The 19,944-nt window shown below is 69.5% G+C and carries 19 protein-coding genes; 14 read left to right on the top strand and 5 right to left on the bottom strand.

The features are described 5' to 3' along the window. On the top strand, positions 1 to 2,955 hold a 2,955-nt coding region (locus tag RAC81_RS03245; RefSeq protein WP_375080975.1), incomplete at its 5' end, for a beta strand repeat-containing protein. A gap of 25 nt (positions 2,956 to 2,980) precedes the next feature. Beyond that, the gene (locus RAC81_RS03240; protein WP_375080974.1) at positions 2,981 to 3,463 is read left to right on the top strand and encodes a hypothetical protein; all 483 of its coding nucleotides are present in this window, start codon (positions 2,981 to 2,983) and stop codon (positions 3,461 to 3,463) included. Positions 3,464 to 3,476: 13 nt separating this feature from the next. Here RAC81_RS03240 and RAC81_RS03235 read toward each other — a convergent pair whose 3' ends face one another. Both RAC81_RS03235 and RAC81_RS03230 read right to left on the bottom strand, forming a co-directional pair. Then, complete coding sequence (locus RAC81_RS03235; RefSeq protein ID WP_375080973.1) at positions 3,477 to 4,823, bottom strand: cryptochrome/photolyase family protein; 1,347 nt, start codon at positions 4,821 to 4,823, stop codon at positions 3,477 to 3,479. A gap of 12 nt (positions 4,824 to 4,835) precedes the next feature. Then, a complete protein-coding gene (locus tag RAC81_RS03230) occupies positions 4,836 to 5,285 on the bottom strand; it encodes a hypothetical protein (RefSeq protein ID WP_375080972.1) in 450 nt (149 codons plus the stop codon). A gap of 22 nt (positions 5,286 to 5,307) precedes the next feature. On the opposite strand from RAC81_RS03230, the gene RAC81_RS03225 reads away from it, so the two are divergent. The 3 genes from RAC81_RS03225 to RAC81_RS03215 all read left to right on the top strand — a co-directional run bounded on the left by RAC81_RS03225 (position 5,308) and on the right by RAC81_RS03215 (position 8,271). Then, positions 5,308 to 5,667 (top strand): YnfA family protein, encoded by a 360-nt coding sequence (locus RAC81_RS03225; protein ID WP_375080971.1) that lies wholly within the window; start codon positions 5,308 to 5,310, stop codon positions 5,665 to 5,667. Positions 5,668 to 5,788: 121 nt separating this feature from the next. Further along, positions 5,789 to 7,714: a threonine--tRNA ligase gene (gene thrS, locus RAC81_RS03220; RefSeq protein WP_375080997.1), complete on the top strand. Its 1,926-nt coding sequence runs from the start codon at positions 5,789 to 5,791 to the stop codon at positions 7,712 to 7,714. Further along, on the top strand, positions 7,711 to 8,271 hold the full coding sequence (locus RAC81_RS03215) for an HIT domain-containing protein (protein WP_375080970.1): 561 nt from the start codon (positions 7,711 to 7,713) through the stop codon (positions 8,269 to 8,271). Before thrS ends, RAC81_RS03215 begins: the two co-directional genes overlap by 4 nt. Positions 8,272 to 8,360: 89 nt before the next feature. Here RAC81_RS03215 and pdxY read toward each other — a convergent pair whose 3' ends face one another. Together pdxY and RAC81_RS03205 are read right to left on the bottom strand one after the other, a co-directional pair. After that, positions 8,361 to 9,212, bottom strand: coding sequence for a pyridoxal kinase PdxY (gene pdxY / locus RAC81_RS03210; protein WP_375080969.1), 852 nt, complete (start codon positions 9,210 to 9,212; stop codon positions 8,361 to 8,363). Positions 9,213 to 9,258: 46 nt separating this feature from the next. Further along, positions 9,259 to 10,566, bottom strand: coding sequence for an aminotransferase class I/II-fold pyridoxal phosphate-dependent enzyme (locus tag RAC81_RS03205; RefSeq protein WP_375080968.1), 1,308 nt, complete (start codon positions 10,564 to 10,566; stop codon positions 9,259 to 9,261). A gap of 77 nt (positions 10,567 to 10,643) precedes the next feature. Here RAC81_RS03205 and pdxS point away from each other — a divergent pair, with 77 nt between their 5' ends. Both pdxS and pdxT read left to right on the top strand, forming a co-directional pair. Then, complete coding sequence (gene pdxS / locus RAC81_RS03200; RefSeq protein WP_375080967.1) at positions 10,644 to 11,537, top strand: pyridoxal 5'-phosphate synthase lyase subunit PdxS; 894 nt, start codon at positions 10,644 to 10,646, stop codon at positions 11,535 to 11,537. Beyond that, entirely contained in the window at positions 11,527 to 12,135 is a 609-nt protein-coding gene (pdxT, locus tag RAC81_RS03195) for a pyridoxal 5'-phosphate synthase glutaminase subunit PdxT (protein WP_375080966.1), read from the top strand. The genes pdxS and pdxT overlap by 11 nt, the downstream gene beginning before the upstream one ends. Here the strand turns inward: pdxT and RAC81_RS03190 are convergent. Continuing rightward, complete coding sequence (locus tag RAC81_RS03190; RefSeq protein WP_375080965.1) at positions 12,132 to 13,511, bottom strand: pyridoxal phosphate-dependent decarboxylase family protein; 1,380 nt, start codon at positions 13,509 to 13,511, stop codon at positions 12,132 to 12,134. The two genes, pdxT and RAC81_RS03190, sit on opposite strands and share 4 nt — an antisense overlap. A 147-nt stretch (positions 13,512 to 13,658) precedes the next feature. Between RAC81_RS03190 and RAC81_RS03185 the strand changes: the two genes are divergently transcribed. The 7 genes from RAC81_RS03185 to secF all read left to right on the top strand — a co-directional run bounded on the left by RAC81_RS03185 (position 13,659) and on the right by secF (position 19,940). Next, entirely contained in the window at positions 13,659 to 14,420 is a 762-nt protein-coding gene (locus RAC81_RS03185) for a YebC/PmpR family DNA-binding transcriptional regulator (RefSeq protein ID WP_251587808.1), read from the top strand. A 45-nt stretch (positions 14,421 to 14,465) separates the two neighbouring features. Then, positions 14,466 to 15,047 carry a crossover junction endodeoxyribonuclease RuvC gene (gene ruvC / locus RAC81_RS03180; protein ID WP_375080964.1) on the top strand — a complete coding sequence of 194 codons (582 nt, stop codon included), beginning with the start codon at positions 14,466 to 14,468 and terminating at the stop codon, positions 15,045 to 15,047. A gap of 9 nt (positions 15,048 to 15,056) precedes the next feature. After that, the gene (ruvA, locus tag RAC81_RS03175) at positions 15,057 to 15,662 is read left to right on the top strand and encodes a Holliday junction branch migration protein RuvA (protein ID WP_375080963.1); all 606 of its coding nucleotides are present in this window, start codon (positions 15,057 to 15,059) and stop codon (positions 15,660 to 15,662) included. Beyond that, positions 15,655 to 16,680, top strand: a complete 1,026-nt coding sequence (gene ruvB / locus RAC81_RS03170; protein ID WP_375080962.1) for a Holliday junction branch migration DNA helicase RuvB — start codon at positions 15,655 to 15,657, stop codon at positions 16,678 to 16,680. Before ruvA ends, ruvB begins: the two co-directional genes overlap by 8 nt. 73 nt (positions 16,681 to 16,753) lie before the next feature. Then, positions 16,754 to 17,170: a preprotein translocase subunit YajC gene (gene yajC / locus RAC81_RS03165; protein ID WP_375080961.1), complete on the top strand. Its 417-nt coding sequence runs from the start codon at positions 16,754 to 16,756 to the stop codon at positions 17,168 to 17,170. 50 nt (positions 17,171 to 17,220) lie between these two features. Next, positions 17,221 to 18,951: a protein translocase subunit SecD gene (secD, locus tag RAC81_RS03160; protein WP_375080960.1), complete on the top strand. Its 1,731-nt coding sequence runs from the start codon at positions 17,221 to 17,223 to the stop codon at positions 18,949 to 18,951. Further along, entirely contained in the window at positions 18,951 to 19,940 is a 990-nt protein-coding gene (gene secF / locus RAC81_RS03155; RefSeq protein ID WP_375080959.1) for a protein translocase subunit SecF, read from the top strand. Before secD ends, secF begins: the two co-directional genes overlap by 1 nt. The last annotated feature ends 4 nt before the right edge of the window (positions 19,941 to 19,944 follow it).

Raw genomic sequence — 19,944 nt, 5'->3', positions numbered from 1 at the left:
GAGGTGTCGGTGCAGAACTCGGGTGCCCTGGCCCCCGGTGCGACTGGCCGCGCGGGCGATCTGATCACGTGGTCGTACACCCTTACCAACGACGGCAATGTCACCCTGAGCGGCGTCGCCCTCGCAGACGCCCTCGCCGGCACCGGCGCGCCGAACTACGTGTGGCAGGGCGCCGAGGGCGTGCTGGTGCCCGGACAGTCGGTGGCCGCGACCGCGACGTACACCCTCACCCAGGCCGACGTCGACGCGGGCAGCGTGACCAGCCTCGTCACCGGAGCCGGCACCCCTCCCAACGGCGGTGCACCGGCAACCGCCGTCGCCCCCGCGACGGTGTCGCTCGCTCCAGCGCCCGGACTCGTCTTCACGAAGACCGCCTCTCTCGCGGCACCCGGCGCCAACGGAGCCGGCGACGGCGTCACCTTCGGGTTCCGCATCGAGAACACCGGCACCGTGACGCTCTCGGGCATCGCGATCACCGACGAGCTCGCCGGCGTCGGAGACGTCACGGTCGACTGGCCGGGCAGCGCGGGTGTGCTCGCCCCCGGACAGGTCGCGACCGGCTCGGCGCCGTATGCGATCACTCAGGAGGACGTCGACCGCGGCACGGTGCAGAACACGGCGTCCGTCCGAGCCACGACTCCTGCCGGTGCGGTGCTGACGGCGCGGTCGACGACGGAGCCGCTGCAGACCGCCGCGCAGGCGCCATCGATCCGTACGGTCAAGGGCGGTTCGTATGTGACCGGCACGGGTGGTGTGGGAAGCGTCATCGAGTACACGTTCGACATCACCAACACGGGCAACGTCACCCTCCGCCTCATCCGTCTCCAGGACGACCTGCAGGGTCTCAGCACGCCGCAGATCGAGTTCCCCTCCACCACCGGCATCCTGCCGCCCGGCGGCACGGCGAGCGGTGTCGCGCGGTACACGGTGACGCAGGCCGACGTGGACGCCGGCTCGATCAGCAACGTGGCGACCTCCTTCGGCACGTCGCCGAGGGGTGTCGTGGTCTCCGACAGCTCGAATCCGTTCACCATCCGCACGGACGAGCCGACCGCACCGGGGCAGGCGATCAGGACGACGCAGACCGCACAACTCGCGGCGGGCGACACCGGGGTGCGCGGCGACACGATCGAGTACACCTTCACGATCGAGAACACCGGCAACACCACGCTCACCGGGGTGACGCTCAGCAACACGGTCGATGCCCTCACCGGCTTCGTCTACACGTGGCCCTCGGCGGCGAACCCCGGTCGACTGCTTCCCGGGCAGATAGTGACGATCACCGCATCGCATCTCGTCACCCAGCCGGACGTGGACGCCGGCACGGTGCGCAACGTCGCGACGGGCACCGGCACGACTCCCGCCGGCGACACGGTCACGCACCGCTCGCCGGTGACGATCATCCCGCTCGCGGGTGGCACGGGCTCGCTCGAGGTCGACAAGGTCGGCACGCGCCTGGGTAACGGTGCGCTCGGATCCGAGGTGCGGTACGACTTCGTGCTCCGCAACACCGGCACGCTCACCCTGTCGTCCGTTGCGCTGAGCGACCCGCTCCAGGGGCTGTCGGACATCGTCTTCGGTGCCTGGCCGTCCGCCGAGGGGCGCCTCGGCCCCGGCCAGTCGGTCACGGCCACCGCGACCTACACCGTGCAGCAGAGCGACATCGATGCAGGGTCCGTGCGGAATACAGCGACGGGCACGGCGCTCACGCCCGGCGGCGACGCCGTCACCGCGGAGTCGCCCGAGTCCGTGGTCCCGACGGTCGGTTCCGCACCGTCCGTCGACCTCGAGAAGACCCAGGTGTTCGCGAACGGCGCGACCGGTCGCCCTGGCGACCGTGTCGATTACTCGTTCACGATCGTGAACACCGGCAACGTGACCCTGCGCGGGATCACACTCGTCGACGGGCAGTCCGGACTCACCGGTCTCCGGATCACGTGGCCAGGAGCGGACGGTGTGCTGGCTCCCGGGGCTACCGCGACCGCCGTCGCCTCTTACATCCTCACCCAGGCGGATGTCGATGCCGGACGTATCGGCTCCGTGGCGACTGTCGCCGGCAACGGCGGGGGAACGATCGTGAGCGACGACGACGCCGGCGAGAACCTGATCTCGGCCGCGCCGTCGCTCTCGCTCGACAAGACGGCCGAACTCCTCGGCGCCGCGCAGCAGGGCGGAAAGGTGCGCTACCTCGTCACCGTCACGAACACGGGGAACGTCTCGCTCGCCGACGTCGCGGTCACCGACGACCTCGCCGGCCTCGGCGCCCCCACGGTCACGTGGCCCGGCGTGCCCGGCGTGCTCGGGTCCGGGGAATCCGCGACGTTCTCGGCCGACTACGTCATCACCCTCGCCGACGTGACCCGCGGGCACATCGACAACACGGCATCCGTCGTCGGCACGACCCCCGGCGGCGGGCAGGTCGACGCGACCGACAGCGTTCGCGTCGACGTGCCGAACGAGCCCCGCATCAGCCTCGGCATGAGCATCTCGGTGCAGGACGGTCAGAAGGGCTTCGCGGGCGACACGCTCGTCTTCCGCTACACAGCCACCAACACCGGGACGACGATTCTCACGGGCGTCACCATCCGCGATCCCTACCCGGGGCTCTCGGCCCTGACGTACTCGTGGCCGGGCGAGCCGGGCGTGCTTCTCCCCGGGCAGAGCGTGACGGCCTTCGCGACCGTGGTCATCACCCCGGCGATGGAGGGCACCGTGGTAACGTCGCGAGCCGTGGTGACGAGCGTGGAGGCCGAGTCCGGAGTCCCGGTGACCGATGTCGCCGCCGACTCCGAGCGTCTCCCCGAGCCGTCGCCGACCGGACTGCTGCCCTTCACCGGCGGCGGTGACCCGGCGCCGCTGGTCGGCGGGGCCGCCGTGATCCTCCTGGGCGGCCTCGTGCTTCTCCTCATCGGCCGCCGGCGGCGCGACTCCCGGGCCCAGAACCTCTCCTCCTAGCGACACCGCACTGAAAGGCGACACGATGCAGAACCACCGCACCTCTCCGCAGCTCACCGCAGGCCGACGCACGGCGGCGAAAGGGGTGCTTGCAGCGGGAATCGCCCTGAGTCTCGGTCTCGTGCTCGCCGGATGCACGGACACCGCCCCGGAGCCCTCTCCCACGCCGACGGCCACGGAGGAGGCGCAGGCCGGCGTCACCGACATCGTCGACACCCCTGGTTCCGGCGAAGGACTCGAAGGCGCTCTCGCGGACGCGGAGGTCAAGACCTGCGAGCTCGCCGGCGACCACTGGGAGGTCGCGGGCAGCGTGACGAACTCGAGCGCCGCCGCCGCGTCGTACCGCATCTACGTGTCGCTCCTCACGGAGGGCGGCGATACGCGCTCGCTCACCCAGGTGAACGTCGATCCGATCGACGCCGGTGCGAGCGCCGACTGGGAGACCACGGTCGCCGTGCAGGACGAGACCCTGGACTGCGTCCTCCGAGTCGAGCGCTACGCGTCGTGATCCGGCGGGATCGTCACGACGTACGCGACGACCTCCGCAGTTCGTCGTAGGCGGCGAGTGCGGCCTTCCTCGTCTCGCCGAGGTCGACGATCGGCTCGCTCGGTGCGTCAGACGCCCACTCGGAGATGTACAGACCCTGCGGGTCGAACTTCTTCGCCTGCAGCTCCGGGTTGAAGATGCGGAAGTACGGGGCGGCGTCGGCGCCGGATCCCGCGACCCACTGCCAGTTGAACGGGTTGTTCGCGCCGTCGGCGTCGACGAGCGTGTCCCAGAACCACTCCTCGCCTCGGCGCCAGTCGATCATGAGGTTCTTGATGAGGAAGGATGCGGTGACCATCCGCACGCGGTTGTGCATGTAGCCGGTGTGCCACAGCTCACGCATCCCGGCATCCACGAGCGGGATGCCGGTCTCGCCCCGCTCCCACGCCTGCAGGTGCGATGGCCGCAGGCGGGGCCACGGGAAGGCGTCGAATTCGCTCCGGAGGTTCTTCGTCGCGAGGTCGGGGAAGTGGAAGAGCGTGTGCCAGGCGAACTCGCGCCAGCCGAGTTCGGAGAGGAAACCTGCGGCGCCCTCGGTCTCGACCGCCTCGTGCCACACCGTGAAGGGGCTGAGCTCGCCCCATCGCAGCCGGGGGGAGAGCTGAGAGGTCGCGCCCGCGGACGGCTCGTCACGGGCGCGGTCGTACGAGCCCAGATCCTCGCGGAGAAAGGTCCGCAGTCGCGCACGAGCGGCCTGCTCGCCCGGCTCCCAGGTGTCGCGGAGTCCTCCGGCCCAGTCGGGACTCGTCGGCAGCAGCTGCCAGTCGTCCAGATCGTCGGATGCCGGCGGTCGACCGACCCCGTCGAGACTCCGGGGCGCCGGAAGCGGAGCGCGGGGAGCGGGGAGCGCACGCGCCGCCCGCCAGAACGGCGTGAAGACGGAGAAGTGGGTGCCGCTCCCGGTCTTGACGGTCCACGGCTCATGGAGCAGCGACCCGGCGAAGGAGGCGACCTCGATGCCGTCCTCGCGCAGCGACGACTTCAGGTCGGCGTCGATCTCCCGTTCGGGGCCGCTGTAACGGCGGTTCCAGTACACCGCGGAGGCGCCGATGTCGTCGACGACTCCCCGGACCACGTCGCGCGCCGCCCCGCGGCGGAGGATCAGCTGTGCGCCGAGGTCGGCTATGTGGTCGCGGAGCGAGACCAGCGAGTGATGCAGCCACCAGCGTGCCGCCCCGCCCAGCGGGCGGATGCCGTCCGACTCCTCGTCGAGGACGTACAGGACGACGAGCGGCTCACCCCTGTCGATCGCGGCACGCAGTGCCGGGTTGTCGGCGACGCGCAGATCGTCGCGCAGCCAGACGAGCGAGGGGGAGGACATGGCCCTATTGTCTTACCGCTCGCGCCGGGATGAGCGGTGCAGCCCCCGACCTCGACGCCGCGCTGCCTGCACTGTATGCTTCGGCTCGCTCGTCGACCACAGCGCCCACGACACGAGGACCGGCTGCAGGAAGAGTCGACCGAAACGACGGCGGTCGGTGTCGAGCCCCGGAGCCGAGCGGCCCGTCCGCCACTGGTGAACATTGCCGGGGAAGACCGCGACGAAGAACGCCGCGGTCGCGATCCCCAGGCGGCGGCGCTCTCGGGGCAGAGCCATCAGTGCGGCGCCGAGTCCCACCTCGACCGCGCCGGACGCCACGACGATCGCATCCTTGTCGAGGCGGGTGAGGCGCGTCGCCCAGTCCGGCACGACGATGCGGAACCCGCGGGTGCTCACGAAGTGCATCACCCCGGCCGCCGCGAGCAGGAGGGCGAGCGACCAGCGTGCGACGTCTTTGAGCATGCGCCCACGCTACCGTGGCGGTATGACCGTGCTCCGCATCAGCATCCTCTTCGTGCTCGCCGCCGCTGCGGAGATCGGCGGGGCATGGCTCATCTGGCAGTCCGTCAAGGAGGACCGGGGGTGGATGTTCGCCGTCCTCGGGGTGATGGCGCTCGGCGCGTACGGCTTTCTCGCCGCGTTGCAGCCGGATGCGAACTTCGGACGGGTGCTGGCGACGTACGGCGGCGTGTTCATCGCCGGCTCGCTGGCGTGGGGGATCATCGTCGACGGCTTCAAGCCGACCCTGTGGGACTGGATCGGGTCAGCCGTCGCGCTCGTCGGCGCCGCGATCATCATCCTCGCCCCGGCCGCCTCCTCTGCCGACGCGCAGGGGGCGCTGTAGCGGTCGGCGGGCACCGGCCATGCGAGTAGCCTAGATCGAGACCCAGATGGAGTGTTCCGTGCCTGAAGATGCCCAGCCGAAAGACGGCTTCGCCCTGTTCTCCGACCGTTCCGTCGTCGCGATGCGCGTCAATGGGGTCCTCAAGGACCTCGCTGCCACCGTGACCGACGCCGACGAGGTCGAGGCGGTCACGATCGACAGCCCCGACGGGCTCGACATCCTGCGCCACTCCACCGCACACGTCCTGGCGCAGGCCGTGCAGCGCATCAACCCCCAGGCGAACCTGGGCATCGGTCCTCCGGTCACCGACGGCTTCTACTACGACTTCGGCGTGGACGAGCCCTTCACGCCCGAAGACCTGAAGGCCATCACGAAGGAGATGCAGCGCATCGTCCGTGAGGGGCAGCGCTTCGTGCGCCGGGTCGTCACCGATGAGGAGGCGCGCGCCGAGGTCGTCGACGAGCCGTTCAAGCTCGAGCTCATCGGACTCAAGGGCGGCAAGGAGGCCGCCGAGGGCGCCTCCGTCGAGGTCGGCGAGGGCGAGCTCACGATCTACGACAACACCACTCGCGACGGCGAGGTGGTCTGGAAGGACCTCTGCCGCGGACCCCACCTGCCCAACACGCGCATGATCGGCAACGGCTGGGATCTGACGCGCATCGCCGCGGCGTACTGGCGAGGCAGCGAGAAGAACCCGCAGCTGCAGCGCATCTACGGCACGGCCTGGCCGTCGAAGGACGAGCTGCGTGCCTACAAGGAGCGCCTCGCCGAGGCGGAGCGTCGCGATCACCGCAAGCTCGGCAGCGAGATGGACCTGTTCTCGTTCCCCGACGAGATCGGCTCGGGACTCGCGGTCTTCCACCCGAAGGGCGGGATCATCCGCTACGAGATCGAGGAGAACCTCCGCAAGCACCTGCTGCGCAACGGCTACGACCTCGTCAACAGCCCGCACATCACGAAGAAGGACCTCTTCATGACGTCGGGGCACCTGCAGACCTACGCCGACGGCATGTTCCCGCCGATGCACCTCGACGAGGCGGTCGACGACGAGGGCAACGTCACGCGCCAGGGCCAGGACTATTACCTGAAGCCCATGAACTGCCCGTTCCACAACCTCATCTATCGCTCGCGCGGGCGCTCGTATCGCGAGCTGCCGCTCCGCCTCGCCGAGTTCGGCACCGTTTACCGGTACGAGAAGAGCGGAACGCTGTCGGGTCTCACCCGCGTCCGCGGCCTGACGCAGGACGACGCGCACATCTACGTCGCCCAGGATCAGGTCAAGGAGGAGCTCACCACCAACCTGAACCTCGTGCTCGACCTGCTGCGCGACTACGGGCTCAACGACTTCTACCTCGAGCTCTCGACCAACGAGGAGGGGAACCCCAAGTTCCTCGGTGAGCCCGAACAATGGTCGACGGCGATCGACACTCTGCGCGAGGTCGCGGTCGAATCCGGACTCGAGCTCGTCGCCGATCCCGGGGGAGCGGCGTTCTACGGTCCGAAGATCTCGGTGCAGGCCCGCGACGCGATCGGCCGCACGTGGCAGATGTCGACGATCCAGCTCGACTTCAATCAGCCCGAGCGCTTCGAGCTCGAGTACACCGGATCCGACGGACAGAAGCACCGCCCGGTCATGATCCACCGCGCGCTTCTCGGTTCGGTCGAGCGCTTCTTCGCGATCCTCCTCGAGCACTATGCGGGCGACTTCCCGCTGTGGCTGGCCCCGAGCCAGGTCGTCGGCGTCCCGGTCGCGGAGCAGTACGGCGAATATCTCGACGACGTGATCGGGCAGCTCCGCGCCGCTGGGGTTCGCGCGGACGTCGACCACTCCGACGACCGGATGCAGAAGAAGATCCGCAACCACACCACAGCCAAGGTCCCGGTCATCCTCATCGTCGGCGAGCAGGACCGCGCAGCCGGCACCGTGTCGTTCCGCTTCCGCGACGGCACGCAGGAGAACGGCGTGCCGGTGGCGGATGCCGTTCGCCGCATCCGTTCCGCGATCGAGACCCACGCCCTCGTGCTGAAGGCCGGAGACCTGGCGTGACCGACGAGCGCTCCTCCGTCGAGGACGCCGGTCTGCTGGCCGGCGTCCCCGACGAGTTCCAGCGGCTGTGGACCCCGCACCGGATGGCATACATCCAGGCGGGTCCGGAGCCCCTGCGCGAGGAGTGCCCGTTCTGCGAGGCGCCGAAGTACCCGGATGCCGAGCGGCTGATCGTCGCGCGCGGCGAGACCGCCTACGTCCTGCTGAACCTGTTCCCGTACAACTCCGGCCACCTGCTGGTGTGCCCGTATCGGCACATCGCCACGTACGATCAGGCCACGCCTGAGGAGGTGGCAGAGATCGGCGAGATGACGCAGATCGCCATGCGCGTCCTGCGTGAGGTCTCGCGGTGCGACGGGTTCAACCTCGGCATGAACCAGGGCGCCGTCGCAGGCGCGGGTGTCGACGCGCACCTGCACCAGCACGTCGTCCCCCGCTGGAAGTCCGACGCCAACTTCTTCCCGATCATCGCCAAGACGAAGGCGCTGCCGCAGTTGCTCGGCGAGGTGCGCGAGGCGGTCTCCGCCGCCTGGCCCACCGTCTCACCGGGTCGTTGAGCCAGCCCCGGACCCCGGGTAGTTGAGCGACACTTCGACGCGCTTCGCCCGCTCAGTGCGGGTCTTCGCGAGACGAAGAGCGCCGCGCCTCAGCGCACCTGTCGGGCCGCGAACTGCATCCGCGGGTTCGCGTAGAACTCCTGCGCTTCGATGAGCTGCAGCTCCCGCTCGCCGGACTCGAGGGTGAGGCTCAGCAGGTCGAACACGCTCGACGCGGTGCGCTCGAGCGCGAGCTTCGCGTCGCCGGTCTCGACGTAGTGCGCGGTGAAGAGCGCCGCCGTCACGTCACCGGATCCGTTGGCCTTCATCGGCAGGCGCGGCGTCTGCACGAGCCAGGCGCCCTTGGCATCGGCCACCAGCATCTCGATGGTGCCCTCCTCGCGGTCGGGACGCTCGACGCTGGTGACGAGAACCGTGCTCGGTCCCATCGCCATCGCGAGGTCGACCGACGCCAGCGTCGACTCGAGCGTGTCGGGCTCCGTCTCGGTGAGGAAGCCGAGCTCGAACTGATTGGGGGTGATGATGTCGGCCACCGGCACGACCTTCTCGCGCAGCAGGACGGGGATCGCCGGGGCGACGAAGCATCCCGACTTGGCGTTGCCCATCACGGGGTCGCACGCGTAGACGGCATCCGGGTTCGCCGCCTTCACGCGCGAGACGGCGTCGATGATCACGTCGCCGATGCCCTCGCCGCCCTGGTAGCCGCTGAGGACGGCGTCGATCTCGCCGAAGACGCCGCGCTCCTCGATGCCGGTGATGACCTCGCGGACGTCGTCGGGGGAGATGAGCGGTCCGCGCCACGCGCCGTAGCCGGTGTGGTTCGAGAAGTTCACGGTATAGACGGGCAGCACCTCGACGCCGATGCGCTGCAGCGGGAACACGGCGGCGGAGTTGCCGACGTGTCCATAGGCGACGGCGGACTGGATGGAGAGGACCTTCATTCCTCAATCCTTTCGTGAGCGGCGGGCCGGTGCCCGCGGGGGTCGGTCATCGGGTCGCCGCGACGAGGTCCGCGACGAGAGTCTCTGCATCCTCGTCGGACAGGTCGTGCACGGTGAGACGCAGGTGCTGCGAGGGTTCGGCGCGGTCGTCGAGAGCGAACTCGTCGCCCGTGCGTGCGAGCCAGCCGCGGCGCATCAGGCGCTCGGCGACGGCGCGGGCCGGTTTCGGGAGCCGCACCCAGAGGCTCAGGCCGTCCGTCGACGGGGAGTCGAGTCCCGCGGCGCGGAGGCGGGCGGCGAACGACTCGTTGCGGGCGGCGTAGTGCTCCCGAGCCGTGGTGATGCGGGCGACGGCATCGGGGTTGGTCAGCTGCGCCAGCGTGAGCCGCTGCAGGAGGTGGCTGACCCAGGTCGTGCCGGGGCTGAGCCGCATGGCGAGGCGCTCGGCCGTGGTGGGGTCGGTCGCGGCGATGGCGAGGCACATATCGGGGCCGAGGAACTTCGACACCGACCGCACGAGCGCGAAGCGTCGATGCTCGGGACCGATCAGGCTCTCGTACTCCCGTTGCGACAGCATCGAGAAGTGATCGTCCTCGATGAGCAGCACGTAGGGGTGGTCGGCGAGCACGGCGCGCAGGTCGGCGGCGCGTCGAGCGGAGAGACTCGCGCCCGTCGGGTTCTGCGCCCGCGGGGTGCAGATGACGGCGCGCACCCCGGCGTCCAGCGCCGCGCGGAGGCCCTCGACCGTCATGCCCTCATCGTCGACCGGGACGGGGACCGCTCGATATCCGCCGAGGCGGACCGTGTGGATGCTGGCGAGGAAGCACGGGTCCTCCAGGGCTACCGCGTCGTCGCGCATGAGCGCCTGGGCGAGGAGTCGCTCGACGGCGTCGACCGCACCGCTCGTGACCGTGATGCGGAAGTCGGTCTCCCCGAGGTCGGTCGCGATCCATTCGCGCGCCCAGGCCTCCAGGCCGCGGTCGATCACAGGCTCGCCGTACAGCACGGGGCGACCGGCGACCGTGGCGAGCGCGGCCGACGGGTCGGGGATGAGACGCGGATCCGGGTTGCCGGTGCCGACGTCGCGGAGCACGGTGTCGGCGGCGAAGCCCTCCTGTGCGACGGATTCGTGACCCGCGATCACAGTGCCGGCGCGTCCGCGCGAGATGACGAGACCGGCCTGGGCGAGCTGACGATACGCCGCGACCGCGGTGTTGCGGTTCACGCCGAGCATCGCGGCGAGCTCTCGTACCGGGGGGAGCGGGCTGCCGGCGCCGAGCACGCCGCGGTCGCGCAGGTCGCGCACGCTGTCAGCGATGTCGGCCGCCGTGGTTCCGCTGATCTGTTCCGTCATGTCTCCTCAGGTCGATTCTAGGTCGTCGGGGACAGTGCTATCGTTTGGCCTAGATCAAACCTCGACAGGAGTCAGTCATGGCCGAACAGACCACCACCGGATCCTCGCGCGTCAAGCGCGGCCTCGCCGAGATGCTGAAGGGCGGCGTCATCATGGACGTCGTCACCGCCGAGCAGGCGAAGATCGCGGAGGATGCCGGAGCCGTCGCCGTCATGGCGCTGGAGCGCGTCCCCGCCGACATCCGGGCCCAGGGCGGCGTCTCGCGCATGAGCGACCCCGACATGATCGACAGCATCATCGACGCCGTCTCGATCCCCGTGATGGCGAAGGCGCGCATCGGCCACTTCGTCGAGGCGCAGGTGCTGCAGGAGCTCGGCGTCGACTACATCGACGAGTCCGAGGTGCTGTCCCCTGCGGACTACGTCAACCACATCGACAAGTTCGGCTTCACCGTGCCGTTCGTCTGCGGGGCCACGAACCTCGGCGAAGCACTGCGCCGCATCAACGAGGGTGCGGCGATGATCCGGTCGAAGGGCGAGGCCGGCACCGGCGACGTCTCCGAGGCCATGAAGCACATCCGGAAGATCCGCGGCGAGATCGCCGCGTTGACGGCCCTGCCGAAGGACGAGCTCTTCGTCGCCGCGAAGGAGCTCCAGGCGCCGTACGAGCTCGTCGCCGAGATCGCCGAGACCGGGAAGCTCCCGGTGGTGCTGTTCGTGGCGGGTGGCGTCGCCACTCCCGCGGACGCCGCCATGATGATGCAGCTCGGCGCCGACGGCGTGTTCGTGGGGTCGGGCATCTTCAAGTCGGGCAACCCGGCTGAGCGCGCCAAGGCCATCGTCAAGGCGACGACCTTCTACGACGACGCGAAGGTGATCGCCGAGGTGTCGCGCGGTCTCGGCGAGGCCATGGTCGGGATCAACGTCTCCGACCTCCCCGCGCCGCACCGTCTCGCCGAGCGTGGCTGGTAACCCTCGGGTCGGAGTCCTGGCCCTGCAGGGCGACGTGCGCGAGCACGCCGCCCTGCTCGCCGGGCGGGGCGCCGAGGTCTCGCTCGTGCGGCGCGCCGAGGAGCTCGCCCAGGTCGACGGTCTGGTGATCCCTGGTGGCGAGTCCAGCGTGATCGACAAGCTGTCCCGCGCGTTCGGGGTCGCCGAGCCGATCCGGGCGGCCATCTCCTCCGGACTCCCGGTGTACGGCACGTGCGCGGGCCTGATCCTCCTGGCCGATGAGATCCTCGACGGCATCGACGGTCAGCAGTCCTTCGGCGGACTCGACGTCGCCGTGCGTCGAAACGCGTTCGGGCGTCAGACCGAGTCGTTCGAGACGGAGATCGACGTGCCGACCCTCGGGGATCCGCCGGTGCGCGCGACCTTCATCCGTGCGCCGATCGTGGAACGCGTCGGCCCCGGCGTCGACGTCCTCGCGACGCTTCCCGACGGGAGGATCGTCGCCGTGGAGCAGGGGTCGATCCTCGGGACCAGCTTCCACCCCGAGGTCGACGGCGAGCTCCGCTTCCACGACCGGTTCCTCGCCCTCGCGATCGCTCGGAGTGCCCACCGCACCTAGGCGACGACGAGAGCGCGGATCGCGGCGACCGTCCGTCTCACGTCGCCGTCGGTGGTCACCCACGACGACATCGAGCACCGCAGCGTCGCGCGCCCCCGCCATTGCGCCCCTGTCACGGCGGCCGTGCCGTCGAGGAGGATGGCCTCGCCGAGCGCGCGGGTGGCGTCGTCGGTCTCGAGCCGGAACATCACCTGGGTGTACCCGACGTCGTTGACGACCGTCACACTCGGGATCGATGCGAGACCGGCTGCCATCGCGACCGCATTCGCGTGCAGACGGTCGACGAGATCGGCGACGCCCTCACTGCCGAGACTCCGCAGAGCGGCCCACGCGGGAACGCCGCGCGCGCGTCGGGAGAGCTCAGGCGTCACATCCCATGGGTCGAGGCTCGTGTACATGAGGTAGTCGCCGCCCGTGCGGAACGCGGCGATCGAGTCGGCGGGGTCGCGCACGATCGCCATCCCGCAGTCGTACGGGACGTTCAGGGTCTTGTGGGCGTCCGTCGCCCAGGAATCGGCATCCTGCATCCCCGCGGTGAGCGCCTGCAGACGCGGCGACGCAGCAGCCCAGAGCCCGAAGGCGCCGTCGACGTGCACCCACGCGCCATGACGACGCGCGATCGGGATCAGCGCCTCGAAGTCGTCGAAGGCCCCGGTGTGCACCTCGCCCGCCTGCAGGCAGACGATCGCCGGTCCCTGTGCGCGATCGAGCGTCTCGTCCAGATCCTCCGGCCGCATCCGCCCCTGCTCGTCGGCCTCGATGACCGTGATGCCGGCGAGGCCTATGCCGAGAAACCGTGCGGCGCGATCGATCGAGCCGTGCCGGTCCGCACCGACCACGAACCGCACGGGCGGCGAGTTCGCGAGGCCGAGCTCGGCGAGATCCCAGCCGATCCGTGCAAGCACGGCGTGACGGGCCGTCGCCAGGCAGGTGAAGTTCGCCATCTGACCGCCTGTCACGAACCCCACACTCGCCGTGCGGGGGAGATCGAACAGCTCCAGCATCCACTGTCCGGCGACACGCTCGATCGCGACCGTCGCCGGCGTGAGGGTCGAGGACCCGGAGTTCTGGTCCCACGCCGAGACCAGCCAGTCCGCGGCCAGTGCCGCGGGATGCGTCGCGCCGATGACGAACCCGAAGAACCGGCCGCCGGGGATCGCGACGAGGCCGGGGTCGGCTCGCGTCGCCAGCTCCTCGACGACGGATGCCGCGTCCGCGCCGTGCTCGGGCAGCGGACCGCCGAAGGCGTCGAGCATCGTCGCGAGATCGGCGCGCGGCCAGACCGGCCGCTCCGTCACTCCGTCGAGGAACCCCGTCGCGCGTCGGTGCGCGATGTCGAGAGCGCGACTGCGATCGTCGCCGTCTGACTCACCCATGTGTCAGGACTACACCCGTCGACGCCGCCCCGCCAGACCCTTCGATGAGCGACCGGCGGGTCAGGGGGCCGCGGGCTCGCGGCGCCGTTCGATAGACTGGACGACGCCCAGGCCCAGCGCCCGGGCGGATACGACGAGCGGAGAGTTATGTCCGGGCATTCCAAGTGGGCCACGACCAAGCACAAGAAGGCCGTCATCGACGCGCGCCGTGCCAAGTCGTGGGCGAAGCTCATCAAGAACATCGAGGTCGCCGCCAAGCTCGGCGGTCCCGACCTCGCCGGCAACCCGACGCTGTTCGACGCGGTGCAGAAGGCCAAGAAGACGTCCGTCCCGAAGGACAACATCGACCGCGCGGTGAAGCGCGGCGCGGGCATCGGCGGCGAGGCCGTCGAGTACACCTCGATCATGTACGAAGGCTACGGACCGAACGGCGTGGCCCTCATGATCGAGTGTCTGACCGACAACAAGAACCGCGCGGCAGCCGAGGTGCGCACAGCGCTCAGCCGCAACGGCGGCACTCTGGCGGATCCCGGCAGCGTCGCCTACAACTTCAGCCGCAAGGGCGTCATCGTCGTGGGGTCCGAGGGCACGACCGAGGACGATGTGATGATGGCGGCCCTCGAGGCGGGCGCCGAGGAGATCGAGCCTCGCGCTGAAGGCTTCGAGATCGTCACCGAGGCGACCGACCTCGTCACCGTGCGTTCGGCTCTGCAGGAAGCCGGCATCGACTACGAGTCGGCGGACGTGGAGTTCGTCCCGAACCTCAAGGTCGAGATCGACGCCGACACCGCTCGCAAGGTGTTCCGCCTCATCGACGCGCTCGAGGACAGCGAGGACGTGCAGAACGTCTTCACGAACCTCGACCTCACCCCCGAGGTTCAGGCCGAGCTCGAGAACGACGAGGACTAGGCGCGCCGGAGCCGGGTCCGACGAGGAGCGGCATAGCCTGGGGGAGTGACCTCTTCGCTGCGCGTCCTCGGCATCGATCCCGGCCTCACCCGCTGCGGTATCGGCGTCGTCGACGTCGATCGCGCCCGCCGCGGGACGCTCGTGCACGTCGGGGTCATCCGATCGTCCCCTGACGCACCGATCGGCGAGCGACTGGCGGCGGTCGCCGCAGGCATCCGCGAGGTGCTCGCGGCGCATCGACCGGACGCGGTGGCCGTCGAGCGCGTCTTCGCGCAGCAGAACACCCACACGGTGATGGGCACGGCCCAGGCGAGCGGTGTCGCTCTGCTGCTCGCCGCCGAGGCCGGTCTTCCCGCCGCCACGCACACCCCGAGCGAGGTCAAGGCGGCGGTGACCGGATACGGCTCCGCCGACAAGAAGCAGGTGCAGGCCATGATCGCCCGCATCCTGCGCCTCGACGCGCCTCCGCAGCCGGCCGACGCGGCCGATGCTCTCGCGATCGCGCTGTGCCACGCGTGGCGCCGCGGCGCGGCGTCCGCTCCGGGCGGTGAGGCGCTCACGCCGGCCCAGCGGGCGTGGGCGGATGCCGAGCGTGTCGCTCGAACATACGTACGATCCCGCGTCTAGGCTGGGCAGATGATCTCCTCCCTGCACGGAACCGTGCTGTACACGTCGTCCGATCACGTCGTCGTCGACGTCGGGGGCGTCGGCTTCTCGGTGGCGGTGCCCGCCGATGTCGCGCACACGGCGACCGTGGGGGAGCGGCTGCGACTGCACACGAGCCTGATCGTCCGCGAGGACGCGCTCTCCCTGTACGGATTCGCGGAGCGCGACGAGCTCGAGATCTTCGGCCTGCTCATCAGCGTCACCGGCGTCGGACCGAAGTCCGCGCTGGGCGTGCTGTCGCACCTGACGGTCGATCAGATCGCCGAGGCCGTGACGGCGGAAGACGACGCCCCTTTCCGACGCGTCTCGGGCATCGGTCCGAAGACCGCCAAGCTCATCGTCGTGCAGCTCGCCGGCAAGGTGCACCCCACCGGTCCCGCATCGAAGCCCGCGGCAGGGACGGGATCGGATGTCGTCGCCCAGGTCACCGCCGCGCTCGTCGGACTCGGGTGGTCGGAGAAGGTGGCGGCCGAGGCCGCAGCGCAGACGGCAGAGGAGGCGTCGGAGGCCGAACGCTCCGCCGTCGCCCCTCTGTTGCGGCGCACGCTCGCGCTGTTGGGGCCGGCGCGTGTCTGACGCGAGGGACGCGGCGGAGCCGGTCGACGAGACCGAGCTCGCGATCGAGGGAGCGCTGAGACCGACCAGCCTCGGCGACTTCGTCGGGCAGCAGAAGGTCAGGGGACAGCTGCAGCTCCTGCTGGATGCAGCCCGCATCCAGAGTCGCCCGCCCGACCACATCCTCCTCGCCGGCCCTCCCGGCCTCGGCAAGACGACACTGGCGATGATCGTGGCGCACGAGAGCGAGAGGCCGCTGCGTCTCTCCAGCGGCCCGGCGATCCAGCACGCGGGCGACCTCGCAGCGCTCCTGTCGAGCCTCGTTCCCGGCGAAGTCCTCTTCATCGACGAGATCCACCGCATGGCGCGCTCCGCGGAGGAGATGCTGTACCTCGCGATGGAGGACTTCCGGATAGACATCATGGTCGGCAAGGGCGCCGGCGCCACGAGCATCCCCCTCGACCTCGCACCGTTCACCCTCGTGGGCGCCACGACGAGGTCGGGACTGCTGCCGAACCCGCTGCGCGACCGCTTCGGCTTCACGGGCCACCTCGAGTTCTACGACGACTCCGAGCTGGAGCAGGTCATCGCGCGGTCGGCTCTGGTGCTCGGCGTCGATCTGCCCGGTGACTCGCTCGCCGAGATCGCACGCCGCTCACGCGGCACCCCCCGCATCGCGAACCGGCTGCTGCGCCGCGTGCGCGACTACGCGCTCGTCCACGGGGGAGGCGCGGCATCCCTCGCCGATGTGCGCGCCGCGCTGGAGCTCTACGACGTCGACCCCATCGGGCTCGACCGTCTCGACCGTGCCGTGCTCGAGACTCTGGTGCGGCGCTTCCGCGGAGGCCCGGTCGGACTCAGCACCCTCGCCGTCGCGGTCGGCGAGGAAGCCGAGACCGTCGAGAGCGTCGTCGAGCCCTATCTCGTGCGGATAGGCTTCCTCGGTCGAACGCCTCGCGGGCGTGTGGCGATGCCGGAGGCGTACACGCACCTCGGCGTCGCACACCCGGACGGGGTGCTTCGCCTCGATGACCTATAATCGCTGAAGACTTCCCCCGATAGACCTGTGCGCCCATGGCTGGTGCGTGCACCTGAGAAAGGCGCTAGCCCTCATGCCCATGGAAATCCTCCTCTTCGGCCTTCTCGCCGTTCTCGTCGTCTTCATGTTCGTGAACGGCCGTCGCCGTCAGAAGCAGATGAAGGCGGAGCAGGAGGAGAAGGCGGCCAAGACCGTCCCCGGCGTGAAGGTGCTCCTCCAGGGCGGCATCTACGGCACGATCGTGGCCTACGACCACGACGACCTCGACTCTCCGGCCCTCGTCGAGATCGCACCCGGCACGGTCATCGAGGTGCACAGCCAGGCCATCCTCCGCATCGTCGAGCCGAAGGATCTGACCGACGGCGTCGAGATCGTCGACGGGGAAACCCCGGTCGTCGTCGAGGAGACCCCCGTCGTCGATGACGCTCCGGTCGTCGAGACGCCCGAGGAGACGCGCCGTCGTCTCGAGCGGGACGCCGACGACAAGTAACACCCGCTCGCAGTACTCGGCACTCCGGCATCTCAGAAAGCTGATCACACGTGGCCACTTCCTCCCCGGTCCGTCACGCCTGGCGGGTCCTCCTCGGACTGCTCCTGGTGACGGGCGTCCTGTTCGGCATCAACGCGATCGGCGTCTACGGGTTCCAGAAGAGCTCCTGGACCCCTGAGCTCGCGCTCGACCTCCAGGGCGGAACCCAGATCATCCTGAGTGCCGAGACCGAGGACGGAGCTGCGCCGTCGTCGGAGCAGCTCGACCAGGCCGCGGCGATCATCCGGCAGCGTGTCGATGCCTCCGGCGTCGCCGAGGCCGACATCACGACCGAGGGCGGCCGCAACATCGTGGTGCAGATCCCCGGCGCGGCAGACGACCAGACGCGTGAGCGCATCCAGTCGAGTGCGCAGCTGCAGTTCCGACCCGTCCTCGCGACGACCGCAGGGACGAACACCTTCATCGGCGAGGACGGCAACGAGACCCCGTATCCGACCCCCGACGACTCGCTCAGCGACACCCCCACGGCCCAGCCGACCGACCCGAGCGACCTGTCCTGGGTGAGCGAGAAGCTGGCCGCGGAGTTCCAGGCGTACGACTGCTCTGACCCGGAGAACGATCCGTCGCGCGAGCCGGCCGATCAGCCGCTCATCGCGTGCGACCCGACAGGCCAGGCGAAGTACATCCTCGGCCCGACCGAGCTCACCGGGCAGGCGATCACGGATGCGACGGCCGGTCGCGACCCGCGCTCCGGCGCGTGGATCGTGCAGCTGACGATGAACGCCGACGGCACCGAGGCGTTCGGCAAGGTGAGCACGCGTCTCAACCAGAACCGCATCGCCAACCTCTCGCCGCGCGACCAGTTCGCGTTCGTGCTCGACGGCTCCGTGATCAGTGCCCCCGTCATGAACGGTCAGATCCTCGACGGTCGGCCGAGCATCTCGGGAAGCTTCACGCAGGAGACCGCGACCACGCTCGCCGACCAGCTCAAGTTCGGCGCGCTGCCGCTCAGCTTCGAGGTACAGAGCTCCGACACCGTGTCCGCGACGCTCGGCACGCAGCAGCTGCAGATCGGTCTGATCGCCGGACTCATCGGTCTCGCTCTCGTCGCCCTCTACTCGCTGTTCTCCTATCGTGCCCTCGGCACGGTGATAATCGCGTCGATCGCGGTCATGGCGGTCCTGACGTACATCGTCATCTGCATCCTGGCCTGGCGGCTCGGATTCCGGCTCTCGCTCGCCGGTGTCGCGGGTCTGATCGTGTCGATCGGATTCACCGCCGACTCGTTCATCGTCTACTTCGAACGCATCCGAGATGAGCTCCGCGACGGCAAGTCGATCACCGCGGCCGTCGAAGACGGGTGGGGTCGAGCGAAGCGCACGATCTACATCTCCAAGTCGATCAACGTCCTCGCGGCCGTGGTGCTCTACATCCTCGCCGACGCCACCGTGAAGGGATTCGCCTTCACGCTCGGTCTCACGACCGTCATCGACGTGCTGATCTTCGTCATCTTCACGCACCCGGTGATGCAGATCCTCGCGCGCACGAAGTTCTTCGGGGGCGGCCACAAGCTGTCCGGACTCGACCCCGAATCCCTCGGCGCCGTGTACCGCAGCCGCTCGCAGTTCCGCGAGGTCGCGGCGACCTCGACCGGTCGCAACGCCCGGAACGCGCGGTCTCGCGGAGAGGCCGACCGCCGTCAGACCATCGCAGAGCGCAAGCGCGCCGAAGCACTCGCCGGTGAGAAACGCACCAGCAGCGGAAGTGAGGGGGACGCGTGATGGCTTCCATGAACGAGTTCGGAAACAACCTCTACACGGGCAAGACGTCATTCCCCTTCGTCGGCAAGCGTCGCCTGTGGTTCATCATCGCGATCGCACTCGTCGTCGGCTCGGCGCTCGTTCCGCTGATCCGCCCGATCCAGTTCTCGATCGAGTTCACCGGCGGATCCCAGTTCACGGTGCAGGCTCCCGACACGACCGACCAGCAGACCGCGACGGACGCCGTGCAGTCCGTCGTCCCGGAGGCCGCCACCAAGGTCGTCGTCGTCAACGGCTCCGACATCCGCGTCCAGACCGACCAGATGAGCGCGGCCGAGACCCAGCAGGTCTCCGCGGCGCTGGCCGAGGCCTACAAGGTCGACGGCGATGCCGTCACCTCATCCTTCATCGGCCCTGCCTGGGGTGAGAACGTCACCAAGCAGTCGCTCTGGGGCCTCGCGATCTTCCTCGCGCTGACCTTCCTCATCCTCGCGATCTACTTCCGCACCTGGAAGATGTCGGCGGCAGCCATTCTCGGCCTGCTCGACGTGCTCGTCATCACGGTCGGGGTCTACGCACTGGCCGGCTTCGAGATCTCACCGGCCGCCGTGATCGGCTTCCTGACGATCCTCGCGTACTCGCTGTACGACACCACGGTCGTCTTCGACAAGATCCGCGAGAACACGACCGAGGACGGGGAGAAGTCCGCTCGGCTCTTCGGCGAATCGGTCAACCTCGCTGTCAACCAGACGCTCGTCCGGTCGATCAACACGTCCGTCGTGGCAGCCCTGCCCGTCGGCGCGATCCTCTTCATCGGCTCGTTCTGGCTCGGCGCAGAGACGCTCACCGACATCTCGCTGTCGATCTTCGTCGGCATCCTGGTCGCGACCTATTCGACGCTCTTCGTCGCCGCACCCCTCTACTCGCTCTTCCGCGAGAACGAGCCGCAGATCAAGGCTCGTGACGCCCGGGTGCGCGAGTCGCGCGAGCGCGCGGCCGTCGAGGTCTGATCGT

Source organism: Microbacterium sp. CR_7, from assembly GCF_041954755.1.
Taxonomy (GTDB): domain Bacteria; phylum Actinomycetota; class Actinomycetes; order Actinomycetales; family Microbacteriaceae; genus Microbacterium.
Note: the sequence above shows the minus strand (reverse complement) of the source record. Positions and strands in the feature narration are given on the sequence as shown.

Excerpts from the sequence above, each read along its gene's own strand:
- RAC81_RS03240 (WP_375080974.1), top strand. The coding sequence starts at position 2,981 with ATGCAGAACCACCGCACCTCTCCGCAGCTCACCGCAGGCCGACGCACG.
- RAC81_RS03235 (WP_375080973.1), bottom strand. The coding sequence starts at position 4,823 with ATGTCCTCCCCCTCGCTCGTCTGGCTGCGCGACGATCTGCGCGTCGCC.
- RAC81_RS03230 (WP_375080972.1), bottom strand. The coding sequence starts at position 5,285 with ATGCTCAAAGACGTCGCACGCTGGTCGCTCGCCCTCCTGCTCGCGGCG.
- RAC81_RS03225 (WP_375080971.1), top strand. The coding sequence starts at position 5,308 with ATGACCGTGCTCCGCATCAGCATCCTCTTCGTGCTCGCCGCCGCTGCG.
- thrS (WP_375080997.1), top strand. The coding sequence starts at position 5,789 with ATGCGCGTCAATGGGGTCCTCAAGGACCTCGCTGCCACCGTGACCGAC.
- pdxY (WP_375080969.1), bottom strand. The coding sequence starts at position 9,212 with ATGAAGGTCCTCTCCATCCAGTCCGCCGTCGCCTATGGACACGTCGGC.
- RAC81_RS03205 (WP_375080968.1), bottom strand. The coding sequence starts at position 10,566 with ATGACGGAACAGATCAGCGGAACCACGGCGGCCGACATCGCTGACAGC.
- pdxS (WP_375080967.1), top strand. The coding sequence starts at position 10,644 with ATGGCCGAACAGACCACCACCGGATCCTCGCGCGTCAAGCGCGGCCTC.
- RAC81_RS03190 (WP_375080965.1), bottom strand. The coding sequence starts at position 13,511 with ATGGGTGAGTCAGACGGCGACGATCGCAGTCGCGCTCTCGACATCGCG.
- RAC81_RS03185 (WP_251587808.1), top strand. The coding sequence starts at position 13,659 with ATGTCCGGGCATTCCAAGTGGGCCACGACCAAGCACAAGAAGGCCGTC.
- ruvA (WP_375080963.1), top strand. The coding sequence starts at position 15,057 with ATGATCTCCTCCCTGCACGGAACCGTGCTGTACACGTCGTCCGATCAC.
- yajC (WP_375080961.1), top strand. The coding sequence starts at position 16,754 with ATGCCCATGGAAATCCTCCTCTTCGGCCTTCTCGCCGTTCTCGTCGTC.
- secF (WP_375080959.1), top strand. The coding sequence starts at position 18,951 with ATGGCTTCCATGAACGAGTTCGGAAACAACCTCTACACGGGCAAGACG.